This window comes from Rhizobium sp. NLR16a (assembly GCF_017948245.1).
GTDB lineage: Bacteria > Pseudomonadota > Alphaproteobacteria > Rhizobiales > Rhizobiaceae > Rhizobium.
The window spans coordinates 117,336-136,584 of the sequence record NZ_CP072868.1; the positions used below are offsets into that span (position 1 = coordinate 117,336).

Consider the following 19,249-nt stretch of genomic DNA (forward strand, 5'->3'; position numbering starts at 1 on the left):
AGCGCGCCGGCCGAAAGAAAGGCGGCATCATCTTTCCGCCAGAGGCTAGAGCTTTTCCCTGAAAGCTCATATGTCGATTTCGGTCTCCAGCAGCCGTGCGCCTGGCCCCTCCTCGCCGAGCCGATCGAAGGGATTGCGCAACGGACAGCTTTCGATCGACAGGCAGCCGCAGCCGATGCAGCCGGTCAGGCGGTCTCGCAGCAGGCTCAGCCGCCTGATTCGCGCGTCGAGTTCATCCTTCCAGCGCGCCGACAGCGTCTGCCAGTCGGCAACCGTCGGCGTGCGTCCCTGCGGCAGGGAGGCAAATGCCGTCTGGATTTCCGAAAGCGGTATGCCAACACGTTGCGCCACCTTGATGATGCCGAGCCGGCGAAGCACATCGCGTCCGTATCGCCGCTGATTGCCGCGCGTGCGGATACTCGAAATCAGCCCCTTGGCTTCGTAGAAATGCAGTGCCGAGACGGCAAGACCACTGCGTTGCGCCACTTCGCCGACTGTCAGAAGCCTGCCGAGCGGCGTCGCAGAAATCCTATTCATCGCCCATTGACCTCAATATTAGTTGAGGTTTTATAACCCCTGCTCCCCCGGCCGTAAAGCGCGAGGGCGCAGGAAGGAGCGACAGCGAGATCATCCGGTCGATACGAAGCTGAAATGATGGCATCGGCGCTTGTCCGCCCTGGTACCGATCGCCCCTGCCGATATAGCCGCCCGAGAGGCGAGCGCTCGGGTTCCGTTCCCGGCAGGTACGGAACCTCGGAAAACACCCGGACAGGACCTCGTCCGGGTGTTTTTTCATCTGCGCCCCGTCCCGGCCGGCCGGACGGGTTTGTAATTTTGCGGTTGCGGCAACAAAACCCCGATGATAGTTTTCGCCGAATGACAGGGGAGCTCTGTATCGCCGGGGCTGAGATGCGAGGCGCAAGCCTCCGGACCCTTCTAAGCTGATCTGGGTAATGCCAGCGGAGCGAGGTCCAAATGTGTTCCGGCGCGCAAGTGTCACTCTACCCGACGTCCGGCAATTCCGCCGGCATCCCTCTCGATGCCGTCAAGGCAACCGCCCCCAATCGCGGTAGGCTGCGCATCGAGACCGATGTCCTCGACAGGTTTGCGCTAACGGCCAGACGAAAGCCTGAAATCGAACGCCGATGACATCGCCACGACCATCGGATTCGCGCCTTGCGACGCTCTGTCTCGCCGTGTACCGGACAATGCCCGCCTTGCTCGCAGGCTTTGCCTTTCTGGCGGCATGGGAACTCTATGTGGATCTTTCCGGCATCAAACCGTCCATTCTGCCGGCGCCTTCGCGTATTCTTATCCAGGGCTGGCTGAACCGAGAGGGGCTGATATCAAACACCTGGCCGACGCTCGGCGCGACACTCGGCGGCTTCGCCCTGTCGCTCGCCTTCGCCTTCGCCTCTTCGATCCTGATGGATTTCATGCCCTTCATGCGTCGGGCACTGCTGCCGATCTTCATCGCCAGCCAGACTCTGCCGCTGGTGGCGATCGCACCCCTCGTCGTTCTCTGGTTCGGTTTCGGCCTTTTGCCGAAGATATTGCTGGTGGCGCTCGTCACTTTCTTTCCGCTGCTCGTTGCCCTGCTTCAGGGTTATGAGGCGACCGATCGCGACATCGCCGAGCTCTTGAATTCGATGAAGGCGAGTCGCTGGCGCATTTTCCGCCTGGCGCGGCTTCCCTCGTCGCTGCCCTATTTCTTCGCCGGCCTTCGAATCTCGATCACCTATGCCGTCGTCGGCGCGATCTTTGCCGAATATGCCGGCGCTGCAAGCGGCCTCGGCATTTATATCCTCAACGCCAAGAACAATTTCCGTCCCGATCTCGTGCTCGCCGCCGTGATCGTCAGCGCTGTGTTGACGCTCTGCCTCTTCGCGCTGACGGTGGTTATCCAGCGTTTCGTCATGCCCTGGCAGCCATCCAAGGAACGGCGCCGATGACCGGTCAGATGCTTGAGCTGCGCAACATCTCGAAGTCCTTCGACGGCATGAAGGTCCTGGACGACATTTCGCTCGCGGTCGCAAACGGCGAGTTCGTCTCGATCGTCGGCCCATCCGGCTCGGGAAAATCGACCGTGCTGAGACTGCTGACTCAGGCGCTGCGGCCGGATTCCGGCAACATGCTTTTCAACGGTGCGGCGCTGGAACAGACGCCGCATTCCTTTGCCTTCATGCCGCAACGCGATGCGCTGATGCCCTGGCGCCGGATCATCGACAATGCCGTGCTCGGCCTGGAAGTGAGGGGCATGAATCGGCGGGCCGCCCGCGCCGCTGTCGCGCCCCTCTTCGAGCGGTTTGGCCTGGCCGGCTTCGAGCATCACTACCCCGCCTCTCTTTCCGGCGGCATGCGCCAGCGTGCTGCACTGCTGCGCACCGTCATCCAGAAGCAGGACATGCTGCTGCTCGACGAGCCCTTCGGCGCGCTCGATGCGCTGACTCGCATCCAGATCCAGGAGTGGCTGCAAGACATGTGGACCGAACATCGCTGGACGGCGCTGCTGATCACCCACGATGTTCGCGAGGCCGTTTTCCTCTCCGACCGGATCTACGTGCTGTCTGCCCGCCCGGCCCGCGTCATCCGCGAATTCCGCGTTTCCCTGCCCCGCCCGAGAAGCATCGCTGATCTCGGTTCGCCCGCGGCCCAGGCAATCGAGACTGAAATCCTGCAAACCCTGCTTCATCCGCAAGAACAGGATGATTTCAGGCCGGTCGGCCTGCAATCTGAATCCTGTTCCAATTTAAAGAGTTAGAGCACGATGTCGTCCGAAAACCGCTCACACTTTTCGGGATCCTGCTCTAATAGACCTGAGGAGGTCACCATGCTGCTTCTCACCCGTCGACAGACGATCCTCGCCGCTATCGCAACAAGCCTCGCCGGCCGCGCCGCCTTCGCTCAATCGGCGCCCGCAAAGGTTCGTATCGCGCTCGACTGGACGCCCAACACCAACCACATCGGCATCTATGTCGCCAAGGCGAAAGGCTTCTACACGGCCGCCGGCCTCGATGTTGAGATTCTGCCCTTTACCGACACCAGCGCCGGCACGCTGGTGTCGAACGGGGTCGCCGACTTCGGCATCAGCAGCGAGATCGAGGCTCTCACGCAGCGCGCTGGCGGCGGTGACGTGAAGATGGTCTACGGCGTCGTCCAGACGGAAACCGCACGCCTGATCTTCAAGGGCGGGCGCGACGACATCAAGAGTCCCAGAGATCTCGACGGCAAGACCTATGGCGGCTTCGGCGGCACCTGGGAAAGCGCGCTGGTCTCAGCGATGATCCGCAATGACGGCGGCAAGGGCGACGTCAAGACCGTCACCCTTGGCACCTCCGCCTATGAGGCGCTGGACAATGGCTCGATTGACTTCACGCTGGAGATCTACACCTGGGAAGGCATCGCCGCCGAGCTGGAGAAGCGGAAGATCAGCCGCTTCCACTATTCCGATTACGGCATTCCCGACGAGCAGACGACGGTCATCGTTTCCAGCGACGCCTATCTCTCGGCCAGTCGAGAACACGCCCGCGCCTTCATCCAGGCCACACGTCAAGGCTATGTCTACTCCATCGACCATCCCGACGAAGCCTGCGAACTGCTGATATCGGGAAGCAACGGCGCACTGATGAACACGGAACTGGTAAAGGCTTCCCAGAAGGCATTGATCGAAGGCCATTTCCTGAGATCCGAGGCCGGCGTGATCGGCACCCTTGACCCGGCAAAGGCCGATGCCATCGGCGGCTTCCTGCTTGAGAACGGCATCCTGGTTGATGCGAATGGCGTCGTGCTCAGGGAGAAGCCGGACTTTTCCACCTATTACACCAACGAACTCCTCGGCTGATCCCGACCCGCCCTTGCCGACGCGGCCTTCCGCGGCAATGCTTTGAGCTTGGGCGGCTTGAGCCGAATCGAGCGGGGCGGGAACGACATGCGAGCACAGGACAGACTGGTCGGAGCCGACTTTCTGCGCGCGATGGCGTGCTTGTTGGTGCTCGCGCATCATCTCGCGCTCCGGCTGGATATGCGCAGAATTCCGGATGAATTGGCGCCGACGGCCAACGTCCTCCGCTTCGGCAATTTCGGCGTCGCCATCTTCTTCGTGCTCAGCGGCTTTCTGCTTGCCCGCCCTTTCTGGCACGCTCTCGACGCCGGCGGCGCCATGCCGAGCCTCGGGCACTACGCCATCCGCAGGTTGGCGCGCATCACTCCGGGCTTCTGGTTCGCCGCCAGCGTCGGCTTTATCCTCAGCCTGACGCTGCTTGCCCTGCCGCTGACGCCGGAGCTCGTCGTCCGCTATGTCTCGGGACTGCTGTTCATGAGCCAGTGGCATTGGCGCACGTTCTTTCCCGTCGAAGCCGATGGGCCGCTCTGGTCCATTCCCTTCGAGGTCACCAGCTATGTGCTCCTGCCGGCCGCCTTTTTCCTGCTGTTTCGCTTGCCCCTGCTGCGGCGACGTCCGTTCTTCGCCCGCGCCGTATGGCTCTGCGTCATTGCCGTCGTCCTTCTTGCCCATCTGGTAATCCTGAGGCTCTTTGCGCTCGACGATATTGGGCGCGGCTGGGCATATGGCCTGCAGGGCGGGGCGAAGGAATGGATGCCCAACTATAATCCGATCGGTTTCTTTGCCGTCTTCGCGCTCGGTGCCTTTGCCGCCGGCATCGAAGTGATGTTGTCCGCAAGGCGCTCTTCCTGGTTCGACGCCGCGGCACTCCTGGCCCTTTCGGTTGCCGCTTACCGCCTCCTCATATCACCTGGCGGCTCGGCCGAAGGTTACGGCTGGCTTGACATCCCCTATGGATTTCCAGTCTTTCCACTGGCGGTCGCAACAGCGCTCGTTTCGCTCAGCCGTGCCCAGGGCCTGGGCAGGCTGCTTGATAACGCTCCTGTCCGCTACGTCGCCAAGATCTCCTTCGGCATTTACATCTGGCAGGAGATCATCCTGACATTGATCCAGAGACTCGACCCCGGCTCGTTCGGGGCCTCCTCGGAGAACGTGGTCACCGGTTGGCTGCAATCCTGCACACTGACGGCGGCGCTCGTTTTTCTGGTGGCAAGCCTCAGTTATTATCTGTTGGAACGACCGGTAATCGATTTCGGCAATCACCTCACATCGCGCCGCCTGATCGGGCTACTCCTTTAGAAGTATAATTTCGAACGCCACTCAACTAGAGGCATTAAGGTTAACGCGAAATACTCCCATTTTTGGCGTCTTTATGCTTACCGATTTCTTATTTATAATGATGACAAACCATACGTAAGCATGTATCTGTCTCCCCGCAGTTCAGTATCGCATCTAAACTTCTGGGCTTTGAGTAATGAATGCTTTTACTTCGAAGATAAGTTCACGCTTCGATTCGTCTCAGCGTCAGAACAAAATCCGGACTCTGGTTGTAGCGAACTCCAACATTCGCCAGCCGGACAGCTTTTCTGGTGTCGAAGGCAAGGCGGCTCTGCGATTGGCCGTAAAGCGGCTGATCGACATCGTCATCGCGGCCAGCGCTCTCCTCGTGCTGGCGCCGCTTTTCCTGGCAATCGCTATTTTCATCAAACTCGACGATGGCGGCCCCGTATTCTTCCGTCAGATCCGTTGGGGCATGAACGGCCGAAAGATCACCGTCTTCAAGTTCCGCTCGATGCACACCGACGCTTGCGATCCCAGCGGCATCCAGCAGACCGTCAAGGGCGACAGGCGGGTGACCGGCATCGGCGCTCTGCTCCGCAGGACAAACATTGACGAGCTGCCGCAACTTCTGAACGTCCTCAGGGGCGACATGTCCCTGGTCGGTCCGCGCTGCCATGCCATCAACATGCGCGCAGCCGGCAGGCTTTACGAAGAATTGGTGCCGAACTACCACCATCGCCACGTCATGCGCCCCGGCATCACCGGCCTCGCGCAGACACGGGGCTGGCGCGGACCGACGGCACGGCCGCTGCAAGCCCGGGCCCGGATCGCCTGCGATATCTATTACGTCAGGAATTTCAGCCTGCTGCTCGACCTGAAAATCCTGTTCAAGACGCTGGTCATCGAGCTACGCGGCGGTACCGGCTTCTAATGAGAGTCTGCCCGGTTCCAAGCCTCGCGCGCACAATGTGCGGCCACGAAGATGCAGTCGTAAAACAAAGAAAGCACGATAGGCGTATCAAGGGCCGCAGCGCTTTTGCGCGCGCTTTGAAGTCGCGCGGCACTGCAAGTGTCGCCTCACCGTCGTAAACCGGCAAAAGCGGCTTTGATCGCCTGCTCTCTCTTCACTTTCGTTGATGCGCTTCGATCGTCGCGCTCAAAGACGGCAGAAACAAGAAAAGCGGCCTCGCGGCCGCCTTTCATTGATGCTGTCGCTGTGATCAATCCTGCTGGACGATGCCGCTAAGATGCGTCAGTTCCAGGATGAAGTGCTCAAGCTTGGACTTGTGCTCATGATGCACGGCATCCTCGAGTTCCTTCTTGGCAGCTTCGATGCGGCGGGTCAGCTCATCCTTGTTGAGCTCTTCAACCGGAACGGCGGACTCGGCAAGCAATGTGCAGCCTGTCGGCAGGATATCGGCAAAACCACCGAACACCACATAGTCCTGCTTTCTGCCGGAGCCGGAGCGGACGCTCACGATACCCGGCTTGATCGTTGTCATGGTCGGCGCATGATGCGCCATAACCGTCATCTCGCCTTCGGTTGCGGGAATGACGACTTCGGTCACCATCTCCGACAGCAGCAGGCGCTCCGGCGAAACGAGCTCAAAGTTGAAATTGTCAGCCATCAGTGACTTACCTTCTCGGCTATGGCTTTTGCAGCTTGCAATTTGGTCCCGCAGAACGGGCAGTGCAGTATCGCCTGATCGAGATATCCGAGGCCTTCCTCGGTCTGAACCAGCCCGACAACCATCATCGTCACGCCGTTATCGGCGCGGTAGACGGTCGGCGCGGCCGGCTCTGGCAGCTCCGCCACGACTCGCTTGAGGGAGTCGCAGCAGAATATCTCGTCCTGAGCGTCGCTCATCAAGCGGCGGCGAGCTTCTTGGCCTTCTCGACGGCTTCATCGATCGAGCCGACCATATAGAAGGCGGCTTCCGGCAGATTGTCGTATTCGCCGTTAACGAGGCCCTTGAAGCCCTTGATCGTGTCTTCGAGAGCAACGAGCTTGCCCGGCGAGCCGGTGAAGACTTCGGCAACGAAGAACGGCTGCGACAGGAAGCGCTCGATCTTGCGGGCACGGGCGACGGCAACCTTGTCCTCTTCGGACAGTTCATCCATGCCCAGAATGGCGATGATGTCCTGCAGGGCCTTGTATCGCTGCAGCGTCGACTGGACCTTACGGGCGACTTCGTAATGCTCTTCGCCGACGACCAACGGGTCGAGCATGCGCGAGGTGGAGTCGAGCGGGTCGACGGCCGGGTAGATGCCCTTTTCAGCAATCGAACGCGACAGAACCGTCGTTGCGTCAAGGTGGGCGAACGAGGTCGCCGGCGCCGGGTCGGTCAAGTCGTCGGCCGGAACGTAGATGGCCTGGACCGAGGTGATCGAGCCCGTGGTCGTGGTGGTGATGCGTTCCTGCATCTGACCCATGTCGGTTGCGAGCGTCGGCTGATAACCCACGGCCGAAGGAATACGGCCGAGCAGAGCCGACACTTCGGAACCCGCCTGCGTGAAACGGAAGATGTTGTCGACGAAGAACAGAACGTCCTGGCCCTGGTCGCGGAAATGTTCTGCGACGGTCAGACCGGTCAGAGCGACGCGAGCACGCGCGCCCGGCGGTTCGTTCATCTGGCCGTAAACGAGCGCAGCCTTCGAGCCCTCGCCACCGCCATGCTTGTTGACGCCTGATTCGATCATTTCGTGGTAGAGGTCGTTGCCTTCGCGGGTACGCTCACCCACGCCTGCGAAGACCGAGTAACCACCGTGCGCCTTGGCGACGTTGTTGATCAGTTCCATGATGAGAACCGTCTTGCCGACGCCGGCGCCGCCGAACAGGCCGATCTTGCCGCCCTTTGCGTAAGGGGCGAGAAGGTCGACGACCTTGATGCCGGTAACGAGGATCTGCGCTTCCGTCGACTGCTCGACGTAAGCCGGCGCGTCCTGGTGGATGGCGCGCTTGTGGGCGGTGTTGAGCGGGCCTGCTTCGTCGACCGGTTCGCCGATGACGTTCATAATGCGGCCAAGCGTCTCATCGCCGACAGGAACCGAGATCGGGGCACCGGTATCGACGACCTGCTGGCCGCGGACGAGACCCTCGCTCGAGTCCATGGCGATGGTACGGACTTCGTTTTCGCCCAGATGCTGAGCGACTTCGAGAACAAGGCGGTTGCCGTTGTTATCGGTTTCGAGCGCGTTCAGGATCGCCGGCAGTTCGCCTTCGAAAGCGACGTCGACGACGGCGCCGATAACCTGGGTGACTTTGCCGACAGAACGGGTAGCTGCCTCAGCCATTTTCTTACCCTCTTTTCCTAACTCAGAGCGCTTCCGCGCCCGAAATGATTTCAATCAGTTCCTTGGTGATCTGCGCCTGACGCTGGCGGTTGTAGCTCAGCGTCAGCTTGTTGATCATCTCACCAGCATTGCGCGTCGCATTGTCCATGGCGCTCATCTTGGCGCCCATTTCGCCCGCGACATTCTCGAGGAGAGCGCGGAAGATCTGGACCGAGATGTTGCGCGGGATCAGATCGTCGAGGATCGACGCCGGATCCGGCTCGTATTCGTAGACGGCGCCAGCATGCTCCTCATCCTCGACGACGGCTTCCGGGGCCTTGGCGGGGATGAGCTGCTGCGCGGTCGGAACCTGGCTTATCACCGACTTGAACTCGGAATAGAACAGCGTGCAGACGTCGAATTCGCCGGCCTCGAACATCTCGATGATCCGCTTGCCGATCTGGTCGGCATTCTCGAAACCGATCTTCTTGACCTCGCGCAATTCCTTGCGCTCGACAATCAGTGACGCGAATTCGCGGCGCAGAATGTCATAACCCTTCTTGCCGATCGTGAAGATCTTCACCGTCTTGCCTTCGGCGACCAATTTGCGGACATGGTCGCGGGCGAAGCGGGCAATCTGCGAGTTGAAACCGCCGCACAGGCCGCGTTCGGCCGTGCAGACCACGAGCAGGTGCACCTGGTCCTCGCCGGTGCCGGTCATCAAGACCGGCGCCCCGTCCGCATCGGTAACGGCCTTGGCGATATTCGCAAGGACCGCGTTCATACGCTGCGAGTAAGGCCGGGCGGCCTCGGCCGCCTCCTGCGCACGCCGAAGCTTCGCCGCGGCGACCATCTTCATCGCCTTGGTGATCTTCTGCGTCGCCTTGACGGAGGCGATCCGATTTTTCAGATCCTTAAGTGAAGGCATCCGTTATCCGTCCTAACCTGGCCCGATTACTGGAAAGACTTGGCGAAGCTGTCGAGAGCAGCGGTGAGCTTGCCCCTGGTGTCGTCGCTGATAGCCTTTTCCGTGCGGATTGCGTCGAGGATGGCGGAGCCTTCCGAACGCAGATAGGACAACAGGCCCTGTTCGAACTTGCCGACCGATGCGACCGGCAGCTTGTCGAGGTAACCATTGACGCCTGCGAAGATCACAGCGACCTGCTCTTCCGTCTTCAGCGGCGAGAACTGCGGCTGCTTCAGGAGCTCGGTCAGGCGAGCGCCACGGTTCAGCAGGCGCTGCGTCGCAGCGTCAAGATCCGAACCGAACTGGGCGAAGGCGGCCATTTCGCGGTACTGGGCGAGCTCGCCCTTGATCGAGCCTGCGACCTGCTTCATCGCCTTGATCTGAGCCGAGGAACCGACGCGGGAAACCGACAGGCCGACGTTCACGGCAGGACGGATACCCTGGTAGAACAGGTCGGTTTCAAGGAAGATCTGGCCGTCGGTGATCGAGATCACGTTGGTCGGAATGAAGGCCGAAACGTCGTTGCCCTGCGTTTCGATGACCGGAAGAGCGGTCAGCGAACCGGCACCCATGTCGTCGTTCATCTTCGCAGCGCGCTCGAGCAGGCGAGAGTGCAGATAGAAAACATCGCCCGGATAGGCTTCGCGGCCCGGCGGGCGACGCAGCAACAGCGACATCTGGCGGTAGGACACGGCCTGCTTCGACAGGTCGTCGTAACCAATCAGCGCATGCATGCCGTTGTCGCGGAAATATTCGCCCATGGCGCAGCCGGCAAACGGGGCCAGGTACTGCATCGGCGCCGGGTCGGAAGCGGTGGCGGCGACGATGATCGAGTATTTCAGCGCGCCGCGCTCTTCGAGCACCTTGACGAACTGGGCGACGGTCGAACGCTTCTGGCCGATAGCGACGTAAACGCAGTAAAGCTTTTCGCCCTCCGGACCATTGTCGTGAATGGCCTTCTGGTTGAGGAAGGCATCGAGAAGGATGGCGGTCTTGCCGGTCTGGCGGTCGCCGATGACGAGTTCGCGCTGGCCGCGGCCGACCGGAATCAGCGCATCGATGGCCTTGAGGCCGGTCGACATCGGCTCATGGACCGACTTGCGCGGGATGATGCCGGGAGCCTTGATGTCGACGCGCGAACGGCGCGTCGCATTGATCGGGCCTTTACCGTCGATCGGGTTGCCGAGCGCGTCGACGACACGGCCGAGCAGTTCGGGACCAACGGGAACGTCGACGATGGCACCGGTCCGCTTGACAGTGTCGCCTTCCTTGATGTCGCGGTCGTTACCGAAAATAACGACGCCGACATTGTCGGATTCAAGGTTCAGGGCCATGCCGCGGATGCCGCCGGGGAACTCGACCATTTCACCAGCCTGGACATTGTCCAGCCCGTAAACGCGAGCGATACCGTCACCGACGGAGAGAACCTGGCCGACTTCCGAGACTTCCGCCTCTTTGCCGAAATTTTTGATCTGGTCTTTGAGAATTGCGGAAATTTCCGCGGCGCGGATATCCATCAGCCAACCTCTTTCAATGCGAGCTTAAGGGTAGAGAGTTTGGTACGAAGAGACGTATCAATCTGACGGGACCCGACCTTCACGATCAGACCACCAAGAATTGACGGATCAACCGTGACGGCCATCGTCACGTCTTTGCCGGTGACGCTCTTGAGTGCCGCCTTCAATTCGGTTTCCTGCGCTTGGGAGAGCGCATGCGCCGAGGTGACCTCGGCGGAGATTTCACCGCGATTATTCGCCGCGATGAGGCGGAAGGCCCTGATCATCCCCGGCAGGGCAAACAGGCGGCGGTTGCGCGCCACGACCTTCAGAAAATTGGCGAAGAAGCCGCTGATGCCGGCTCTCTCGCTGATGGCGACAATCGCCTTCAGCTGATCTTCAGCGGAGAAAACCGGGCTTGCGACGAAGCGCTTCAGTTCAGCGCTCTCATCCAGCATCGCCTGGAAACGGTCAAGATCGGCGGCTACGCTGTCGACGGCGCCGTGTTCGAGCGCCAGCTCGAAAAGCGACGAGGCATAGCGCTCGGCAACACCAGAAGTAAGCTGGGACGTGTCTGCCACTGGCACAAATTTCCCTGATTTCAATCCAAAATCCGGCTCTCGGCGGGCGCCGAACCTATGATCTTGAATTCGTTTTGATTTCCCCCAGAAATCACAAGAGAAGCCTCTTGCTTCTTCCGAAATTCGGGGTCCGTCTAACATAGGATGTTCGGACTCGCAACACGCGTAATGCCCGAATACGCCTTTCGCATGAATTTCTGTTCGCAAAATTGCGCAATGGCCTGAAAGCGGGCCGCGCAAGCCGCCGCCGACGGCGAAAATCATGTTTGGAAGAAGCCGAAAACATACAGCAGCGGCAGTGCCGCGATAACTGTTTGCACAACCAGAAGTAAATAGTTGAGATAAGTACTCCCCTTATCTGACAGGATGGAGACGATGCGGGCGAACGCGGCCATGGCGAACGCTGCGCCGAATGCCGTATAAATCAGCGGCTGCGCCAGCACGACGGAACCGAGACCAAAACCGAGATAGAAGCCGCCTGTCGATCGGACCTCGCTGAAACCTTCACGCCGCTCGCCGCGCGGCGCCAGGCCGAAGATCCTCATCGCAAGACCGGGCGCAAACATGATGACGAAGCCGGCGATGGCCGTGAAGGCGGCTGCGCCGAAGGCAAGCTGCTCGCCAAATTCCGTGGGAAACTCAAATTCCATGCCTCGACCCCAAATCATCCGCTGATTCTGCGTTTATGCCATGATCGGCCGCATCCGGAAACGCAGCGTGCGGAACGATCTACAGAAAGCTCTGGGGATCGATATCGAGCTGCACCTGCACTGATCCGCGCTCCTTCGGCGACTGCGACAGCATCGCCCGCAAAAACGCCTGGATGTCGGAGTTGCGCCGTCCGTGGACCAAAAGGCGGAAGCGGTGGCGGCCGCGCACCAAGGCGAGGGGCGCTTCCGCCGGGCCGAGCACTGAGATGCCGGAGACCTGGGGTGCTGCGTTGCGCATGCCGCGCGCATGGTTCTCGGCGTCGTGGCGCGTTTCTGCCGATACGATGATCGAAGCCAGCCGGCCGAAGGGCGGTAGTGCGGCGCGTTCGCGCTCGGTGATCTCGCGCTCGTAAAAGGCGTCGGAATCGCCTGATACAATCGCCTGCATCACGGGATGCTGCGGCTGGTAGGTCTGCAGCAACCCGTGGCTTTTGAGACCGGTGCGTCCGGCGCGGCCCGTCACCTGCGACAGAAGTTGAAACGTGCGCTCGGCCGCGCGCGGGTCACCATTGGCAAGGCCGAGATCGGCATCGACGATGCCGACCAGCGTCATCAGCGGAAAATTATGCCCCTTGGCGACGAGCTGTGTGCCGATGACGATATCGGCCTCGCCCTTGGCGATTGCATCAAGCTCCAGCCGCAGCCGCTTCACACCGCCCATGATATCCGAGGACAGAACGATTGTCCGCGCCTCTGGGAAATGTCGCTCCACCTCTTCGGCGATGCGTTCGACGCCAGGCCCGCAGGCGACGAGATGGTCGAGCGTGCCGCACTCCGGACAGGCCTCCGGGGTGCGCTCGGCATGGCCGCATTGATGGCACTGCAGCTGCTTGCGGAAGCGATGCTCGACCAGCCAGCTCGAACATTGCGGGCATTGGAAGCGGTGACCGCAGACCCGGCAGAGCGTCAGCGGTGCATAACCGCGCCGATTGAGAAAAAGCAGCGCCTGTTCGCGCCTCTCCACGGTCTTGCCGATCGCCCGGATCAGCACCGGCGACAGGAAGCCACCGCGCTCCGGCGCGTGCCTGCGCATATCGATGAGATGCAGATCGGGCAGCGCCGCGTCGCCGAAACGCGTGGGCAGGTGGACGGTGCTGTAGCGGCCGTTCTGCCCGTTGACCTGGCTTTCGACCGACGGCGTCGCCGACACCAGGATGACGGGAAAATCACCGATACGGCCGCGCACCACGGCCATGTCGCGGGCATTATAGAAGACCCGATCTTCCTGCTTGTAGGCAGGATCATGCTCCTCGTCGACGATGATGAGACCAAGGTCTTCGAAAGGCAGGAAGAGCGCCGATCGGGCGCCGGCCACGACCCGCACTTCCCCGGTCACCGCCTGGCGCCAGACCTTTTCGCGCATGCGCGGGGCGAGGTCGGAATGCCATTCGGCCGGCTTTGCCCCGAAGCGATCCTGAAAACGCTCGAGGAAACTCGCCGTCAGCGCGATCTCCGGCAGCAAGATCAGCACTTGCCTGCCGCGCTTCAGCGTCTCGGCGATCGCCTCGAAATAGACTTCGGTCTTGCCGGAGCCGGTCACCCCGTCGATCAGCGACACCGAAAATTCGCCCCTGCGGACGTCGGAGACGATCTCCGCCGCCGCCTCTTTCTGCGGCCCTTCGAGGCGTGCGGCGGCAAAGCCGGGATCCGGCATCGCCACAACGGGCGGCGGCGGCAGGAACACCGTCTCGAAAATGCCGAGCGTGATCAGCCCATCGACGACGCTCGTCGAAACGCCGGCCGCATGCGCCAGACCGCTGCGCGTCCATGACAGGCCGTCGAAAGCGGCCGCAAGCACGCGAGCACGCGCCGGTGTCATCCGCTCAGGTTCGCCGCCGACGAATTTCAGCCCCTCCACCATCGGCTCAGGCTCGAAGGCATTCGGCGCCCTGAGCGCCATGCGTGCCACGAGGCCGGGCGGGGAGAGCGTGTAGCTCGCCACCCAATCGATGAAATCCCGCATCTCCTTGGAAAGCGGCGGGCAATCGAAGACATGGCTGATCGGCCGCAGCTTCTTCGGATCGACGCCATCTTCGCCGCCGTCCCAGACGACGCCGATCACCTGCCGCGGCCCGAGCGGTACCTGCACGACCGAGCCGGGCTCGACCGCCATGCCCTCCGGCACCGAGTAGGAATAGGGTTTCGGCGCCGGCATCGGCACCAGCACCGGAACCGTTCGGTTCACGGGCGGTGCTTCGAAAAGCGTGCCAAAGAGATCGGACGAATCTATGCTCATCGCGCGAGACCATGCCCGCAAATCGATGGAATTGGAACCGCAAAGAAGAGATGGCTCGACTGGCGACAATGTGGATAACGAAGGCTCGCCAAGATGAACCGCGCCTTGACGAAAAGGTTGCCGGGCAAGCAATTGGCCGCCTAGTTTGCCGGAAGATTGTTCGACAGCTGAATCGGAGAGCATGAATGGCCAGACTGAGCGAGAATGCCAAAGGCGTCTACGTTATCGCTGTAACTCCCTTTGCCGACGACGGCACGCTTGATCTCCAAAGCATCGACAGCATGGTCGAGTTTTATGAAGGCGCCGGCGTCACCGGCCTGACGGTGCTCGGCCAGCTCGGCGAGGCTCCGAAGCTGACCGCCGAGGAATCGCGGATCGTGGTCGAGCGTGTACTGAAGCGCCTTGACGGACGCCTGCCGGTGGTCGTCGGCGTGTCGGCGCCCGGGCTTGCCCCGATGAGCGAGCTCGCCAAGGTCGTCATGGGCGAAGGTGCCGCCGGCGTCATGGTTGCGCCGCCCTGGACCATCAGGACCGACGATCAGGTCTTCGCCTTCTACCAGTCGGTTGGTGAAACCCTGGGTGATACGCCTTTCGCGCTGCAGGACTATCCGCTTACCACCAATGTGACGATCGCACCCGCGGTCATCGAGCGCATCGTCAGAGAGGTGCCGAATTGCGTCATGCTTAAACACGAGGATTGGCCGGGCCTGTCGAAAATCACCGCGCTTCGCGCAGCCAGCGACAAGGGCGGCATGCGGCGCATCTCCATCCTCTGCGGCAATGGCGGGCTTTTCCTGCCGGAGGAGATGGGCCGCGGCGCCGACGGCGCCATGACCGGCTTCTGTTATCCCGAGATGATGGTCGGCGTCGTCGAAGCCTATAGCGCCGGCAATCCCGAGCGCGCCCACGAAATCTTCGATGCCTATCTGCCGCTCGCTCGCTATGAACAGCAGCAGGGCGTCGGTCTTGCCTGCCGCAAATACGTGCTTGCCAAGCGCGGCGTGATCAAATCCGCCGCCTTGCGCAAGCCGGGGCCCAGGCTTTCGGCGCTCGACATTGCCGATGTCGAGCGGCTCTTGGCCCGCCAGGCCGTCCGCCTCCAGGAGATCGGCGCATAATGGTGTGCGGTCTCGCCTCAACCGCGCAGGTCTAGGACAAGGGTATAGCCATCCTGGTCAAGGGGACGAAACTCGAGCGACTCCCAAAACCTCATCGCACCATCATTTCCCGCATGGACAGTGACACAGCGGCAGAAGCGCCGCGCGTGATCCAGAAGCGCCAGAGCAAGCATCCGCCCGACGCCGCGACCGCGCATTGCGGGGCGAACGTAGAAACGCCGCATCCGCAGCGCTTCCGGCCGGGCGGGTTCGATGGTCACGCCTCCGACAGCAACGAGTGTTTCGCCCTCAAAAGCGCCGAGCAGCCTTTCGCCGTCACGCGTGAAGCGGATGCCGCCAGCTGCCCAGTCATCGATAAGCCGGCCGATATGGAGATGGCCTTCCTGTTGGGCTTGGTGCGCAAGCCCCGCCATTGCCTCCGGCAACCCATCATGGAAGATGCGAATATCGATCGTCACGATTCTAGACGGCCAGAACCGACATCTCGCACGGCATCGCCGCAGCCGGCCCGCCGACCGGCACGAAGGTCGCGTCCCCATCGCGGGCCATGTCGTGGACCGTATGTTTCTCCAGCGCCTTCGTCACCTCGTTGACATCGCCGTCGAGATGTTCGGCGGGAATGAGATTGCCGATCACGAAATCGAAACGGTCGCCGCGTTTGTTCAAGAGTTCGTGGAAAACCGTCATGTCGCGAAGCTCCGTCGACCACTTTGCCAGCCAGTAGAACAGGCCGGAATTGCGCGCCGTCATGTGGACGGGGAGAATCGGCAGATTGTATTTGCGCGCCAGCCCGACCGCCGACGTCTTCCAGGGGCGTTCATTGAGCCGGCCATTGGCCCAATAGGCGATGCGGCCCGATGGAAAGAGCACCGTCGCCTTGCCTTCCCGTACTGCGTGGTTCGTCAATTGTAGCGTCTCGCGCGCCTTGAGCTTGCTCTTGTGCTCCTCCCGCCATTCGACGGGGATGACCATCTCGGCAAAACGCGGGTTGACGCGGATCGCATCGCGATTGGCAAAGAACATCATATCGGGTCGGCGCGTTTTCAGGAGGTCGAAAACGGCTACGCCGTCGGCAATGCCTGTGGGGTGATTGCTGACGAGGATGAAGCCGCCGCTATCAGGAATGCGTTCGCCATTGGCGACGCCGATGTCGAGCTTCAGCACGTCGCTCAGATATTCGAACGACTGGAACCCCGGCATCTTGGCCACCGCATTGGCGAATTCGATCGCCTTGTTGTAGCGCAGAAGCGTGTATACGAACGGTCGCATGACCGGCCAGAGCGGATGTTTCACGATCCTCTGGCCGCGTTCGGCAATCAGCGTGTCGACGATGTGACCGGGCTTTCCCTGTGAAACGAGAGCGATCGCTTCCGCGAGTTGTCCGAAAGCCGTCATGGAATCGCGCCGTGCCATGAAAGATCCTGTCTATGGGCTGTAAGCTATCGCAGTACAATATGATCGAAGGATGACAAAGGCTTGGCCGGCATTAGCAATTCCATAACCGTTCCTGCTTCAAATTGGCGGACTTGAAGGCAAATTCAAGGCCAGCAACGTGAATGAACTGCTTGTAATCGCCGACCCGCGCCTGATGGCGGAACGCGCTGCGTGGCTCGAAAACCTCGCTCGTGAACGCCGCCTTTCCGAGCATACGCTCGATGCATATGAGCGCGACACCCGCCAGTTTCTGACCTTCCTGACCGGTCATCTTGCCGGCCCGGCGACCCTCGCCGACATCAGGGAATTGCGTCCCGCCGATTTCCGCGCCTTCCTGGCTGCCCGGCGCAGGCAAGGCTCCGGCGCCCGTTCGCTCGGCCGCAATCTCGCCGGCCTTCGTTCGCTGTTGCGTCACCTGGAAAAGAAGGGCTTGGTCAATGCCGCCGGCGCCGGTGCGATCCGTTCGCCGAAACAGCCGAAGTCGCTGCCCAAACCCCTGTCGGATACGCAGGCGATCACCATCGTCAGCGATGAAGCCCAACTGCATGACGAACCCTGGATCGCCGCGCGCGATGCGGCTGTCATGACTCTGCTCTACGGCTGTGGCCTGCGCATTTCCGAAGCGCTGGGTCTCGTTCCCGCCGACCTGCCGAAGGGCGCCACAGCGCTGCGCATCACCGGCAAAGGCAACAAGACACGGCTGGTGCCGCTTCTGCCCGTCGTTTTCGATGCGGTCGAAAAATATCGCGCCCTCTGTCCCTATTATCTCGAAAGCGGTGAGCCGCTGTTTCGCGGCGCCCGCGGCGGCAAGCTGCAGGCGGCGATCATCCAGCGCGCCATGCAGAAGCTGCGCGGCGCCTTCGGCCTGCCGGAGACGGCGACGCCGCATGCGCTCCGCCACTCCTTCGCCACCCATCTGCTTGCTGGCGGCGGCGATCTGCGCACCATCCAGGAACTGCTCGGCCACGCCAGCCTTTCGACAACGCAGGTCTATACCGGCGTCGATGCATCGCGGTTGCTTGAGGTGTATGATCGAGCCCATCCGCGCGCTTGATGGATCTCGTCCAGAATGCGCAGCGCTTGTGACGAGGGCATCCCATATTGTCGACAAGCTCAGCGCCCATGAATCCGGCCTGAATCGACGCGCTAATTTTTCGTTAACGCATTCTCTTAAAGGATTATGCGCAAGCTGAGCGTAGAGCAGAAGCGATAGGGCATGTGGGGAATACCATGATGACGACTTCAATCAGCCGCCGGGCTTTTTTCCTCTTAGCACCCGGCAATCTGCTGCTCTGGCTGATTGCGGCCTTCCACATGCTGCTTGTTGCGGCTCTGTTTGTCGCCCTCCTCGCCGCAAGGCCGGCGGCGGCCGAAGACACTGCCTGCACCGGCCGCAATCTGATGGTCGACTTGCAGCAGAGCGACCCCGCCCGATACGCCGAGGCGGTCAAGGAAGCCGAAGCAACGCCGAACGGCAAGGGCATCTTCTGGAAGATCGAAAAGCCCGGACTTGCCCCTTCATGGCTGCTCGGCAGCATGCATGTGACCGATCCCCGTGTGCTCGCCCTGCCGCCGCGCGCCCAGGCGGCCCACGACGCAGCCAACACGATCATCATCGAATCCGACGAGATCCTCGATGAACGAAAGGCAACCGCCGCCCTGCTCGCGCGGCCGGAACTGACGATGTTCACCGACGGCACGACGATCGACAAGCTGCTCTCTGCCGAGGACTACAAGCGCCTGGAGGCCGGCCTCAAGCAGCGCGGCATCCCGCTCAGCGCCGTCTCCCGCATGCGGCCATGGATGATCTCCAGCGCCGTTGCCCTTCCGGCCTGCGAACTCGCCCGCAAGGCCAGGGGCGTGCAGTTTCTCGACCAGAAAATCGCCACCGACGCCGTTGCCGAGGGCAAGGAGGTCAAGGGGCTGGAAACCCTTGCCGAGCAGATCCAGGCCATGGCTGATCTGCCGGTCGAATTCCATATGAAGTCGCTGATCGAGACGCTGGAACTCGGAGCCAAGATGAATGATGTGGTCGAAACGATGACCGATCTCTACCTCTCCGGCGATATCGGCCTGACCATGCCGATGCTGAAGACCGTGACACCGGAGACCGAAGGCGAAAGCAGCGACTATGCCGCCTTCGAACAGCGGGTCATCCTCGATCGAAACAAGGTCATGGCAGAACGCGCCGCACCCATTCTCGACGACGGAAACGTCTTCATGGCCGTCGGTGCCCTGCATCTGCCCGGCGAGGGCGGCGTCATCGAATTGCTGCGCAAGCAGGGCTTCACCGTTACCGCCGTGAACTGAAC

Annotated in this window: 18 protein-coding genes, 2 pseudogenes and 1 riboswitch; of the genes and pseudogenes, 9 read left to right on the forward strand and 11 right to left on the reverse strand. The window is 61.4% G+C overall.

What is annotated here, in order from left to right; translation table 11 throughout:
• Window positions 1–66: 66 nt before the first annotated feature.
• A complete protein-coding gene (soxR, locus tag J7U39_RS25285; RefSeq protein ID WP_210632933.1) occupies window positions 67–537 on the reverse strand; it encodes a redox-sensitive transcriptional activator SoxR in 471 nt (156 codons plus the stop codon).
• A gap of 335 nt (window positions 538–872) precedes the next feature.
• A riboswitch (TPP riboswitch) is annotated at window positions 873–985 on the forward strand.
• On the opposite strand from soxR, the pseudogene J7U39_RS32280 reads away from it, so the two are divergent.
• The 6 genes and pseudogenes from J7U39_RS32280 to J7U39_RS25310 form a co-directional block, all read left to right on the forward strand.
• Window positions 976–1,092: pseudogene (locus J7U39_RS32280) on the forward strand (HMP/thiamine-binding protein); the annotation flags it as partial. Its footprint overlaps the riboswitch before it by 10 nt.
• Window positions 1,093–1,145: 53 nt before the next feature.
• Entirely contained in the window at window positions 1,146–1,952 is an 807-nt protein-coding gene (locus J7U39_RS25290; protein WP_210632934.1) for an ABC transporter permease, read from the forward strand.
• A complete protein-coding gene (locus tag J7U39_RS25295; RefSeq protein WP_210632935.1) occupies window positions 1,949–2,761 on the forward strand; it encodes an ABC transporter ATP-binding protein in 813 nt (270 codons plus the stop codon). Before J7U39_RS25290 ends, J7U39_RS25295 begins: the two co-directional genes overlap by 4 nt.
• A 69-nt stretch (window positions 2,762–2,830) precedes the next feature.
• Complete coding sequence (locus tag J7U39_RS25300) at window positions 2,831–3,841, forward strand: ABC transporter substrate-binding protein (RefSeq protein WP_210632936.1); 1,011 nt, start codon at window positions 2,831–2,833, stop codon at window positions 3,839–3,841.
• Between the two features lie 87 nt (window positions 3,842–3,928).
• Window positions 3,929–5,148 (forward strand): annotated as a pseudogene (locus tag J7U39_RS25305) (acyltransferase).
• 167 nt (window positions 5,149–5,315) lie between these two features.
• The gene (locus J7U39_RS25310) at window positions 5,316–6,053 is read left to right on the forward strand and encodes a sugar transferase (protein WP_210632938.1); all 738 of its coding nucleotides are present in this window, start codon (window positions 5,316–5,318) and stop codon (window positions 6,051–6,053) included.
• A 289-nt stretch (window positions 6,054–6,342) separates the two neighbouring features.
• Here the strand turns inward: J7U39_RS25310 and J7U39_RS25315 are convergent, their stop codons facing one another.
• The 8 genes from J7U39_RS25315 to J7U39_RS25350 form a co-directional block, all read right to left on the reverse strand.
• Window positions 6,343–6,750, reverse strand: a complete 408-nt coding sequence (locus J7U39_RS25315; protein ID WP_210632939.1) for a F0F1 ATP synthase subunit epsilon — start codon at window positions 6,748–6,750, stop codon at window positions 6,343–6,345.
• Window positions 6,750–6,989, reverse strand: a complete 240-nt coding sequence (locus J7U39_RS25320) for a hypothetical protein (RefSeq protein WP_210632940.1) — start codon at window positions 6,987–6,989, stop codon at window positions 6,750–6,752. Before J7U39_RS25320 ends, J7U39_RS25315 begins: the two co-directional genes overlap by 1 nt.
• Window positions 6,989–8,416 (reverse strand): F0F1 ATP synthase subunit beta, encoded by a 1,428-nt coding sequence (gene atpD, locus J7U39_RS25325; protein ID WP_168296614.1) that lies wholly within the window; start codon window positions 8,414–8,416, stop codon window positions 6,989–6,991. Before atpD ends, J7U39_RS25320 begins: the two co-directional genes overlap by 1 nt.
• Window positions 8,417–8,438: 22 nt before the next feature.
• Window positions 8,439–9,323: a F0F1 ATP synthase subunit gamma gene (locus tag J7U39_RS25330; RefSeq protein ID WP_168296613.1), complete on the reverse strand. Its 885-nt coding sequence runs from the start codon at window positions 9,321–9,323 to the stop codon at window positions 8,439–8,441.
• Between the two features lie 26 nt (window positions 9,324–9,349).
• The gene (atpA, locus tag J7U39_RS25335; RefSeq protein ID WP_210632941.1) at window positions 9,350–10,879 is read right to left on the reverse strand and encodes a F0F1 ATP synthase subunit alpha; all 1,530 of its coding nucleotides are present in this window, start codon (window positions 10,877–10,879) and stop codon (window positions 9,350–9,352) included.
• Entirely contained in the window at window positions 10,879–11,445 is a 567-nt protein-coding gene (locus J7U39_RS25340; protein WP_210633043.1) for a F0F1 ATP synthase subunit delta, read from the reverse strand. Before J7U39_RS25340 ends, atpA begins: the two co-directional genes overlap by 1 nt.
• Window positions 11,446–11,699: 254 nt before the next feature.
• On the reverse strand, window positions 11,700–12,089 hold the full coding sequence (locus J7U39_RS25345) for a DUF4345 domain-containing protein (RefSeq protein ID WP_210632942.1): 390 nt from the start codon (window positions 12,087–12,089) through the stop codon (window positions 11,700–11,702).
• A gap of 79 nt (window positions 12,090–12,168) precedes the next feature.
• The gene (locus J7U39_RS25350; protein WP_210632943.1) at window positions 12,169–14,385 is read right to left on the reverse strand and encodes a primosomal protein N'; all 2,217 of its coding nucleotides are present in this window, start codon (window positions 14,383–14,385) and stop codon (window positions 12,169–12,171) included.
• A gap of 185 nt (window positions 14,386–14,570) precedes the next feature.
• Here J7U39_RS25350 and J7U39_RS25355 point away from each other — a divergent pair, with 185 nt between their 5' ends.
• On the forward strand, window positions 14,571–15,503 hold the full coding sequence (locus J7U39_RS25355) for a dihydrodipicolinate synthase family protein (RefSeq protein ID WP_210632944.1): 933 nt from the start codon (window positions 14,571–14,573) through the stop codon (window positions 15,501–15,503).
• A gap of 17 nt (window positions 15,504–15,520) precedes the next feature.
• Here the strand turns inward: J7U39_RS25355 and J7U39_RS25360 are convergent, their stop codons facing one another.
• Window positions 15,521–15,961: a GNAT family N-acetyltransferase gene (locus J7U39_RS25360; protein ID WP_210632945.1), complete on the reverse strand. Its 441-nt coding sequence runs from the start codon at window positions 15,959–15,961 to the stop codon at window positions 15,521–15,523.
• A gap of 4 nt (window positions 15,962–15,965) precedes the next feature.
• Window positions 15,966–16,916 carry a GNAT family N-acetyltransferase gene (locus J7U39_RS25365; RefSeq protein WP_210632946.1) on the reverse strand — a complete coding sequence of 317 codons (951 nt, stop codon included), beginning with the start codon at window positions 16,914–16,916 and terminating at the stop codon, window positions 15,966–15,968.
• A 139-nt stretch (window positions 16,917–17,055) separates the two neighbouring features.
• On the opposite strand from J7U39_RS25365, the gene J7U39_RS25370 reads away from it, so the two are divergent.
• Entirely contained in the window at window positions 17,056–17,991 is a 936-nt protein-coding gene (locus J7U39_RS25370; protein ID WP_210632947.1) for a tyrosine recombinase XerC, read from the forward strand.
• Window positions 17,992–18,170: 179 nt separating this feature from the next.
• On the forward strand, window positions 18,171–19,247 hold the full coding sequence (locus tag J7U39_RS25375) for a TraB/GumN family protein (RefSeq protein WP_210633044.1): 1,077 nt from the start codon (window positions 18,171–18,173) through the stop codon (window positions 19,245–19,247).
• Window positions 19,248–19,249 lie beyond the last annotated feature (2 nt).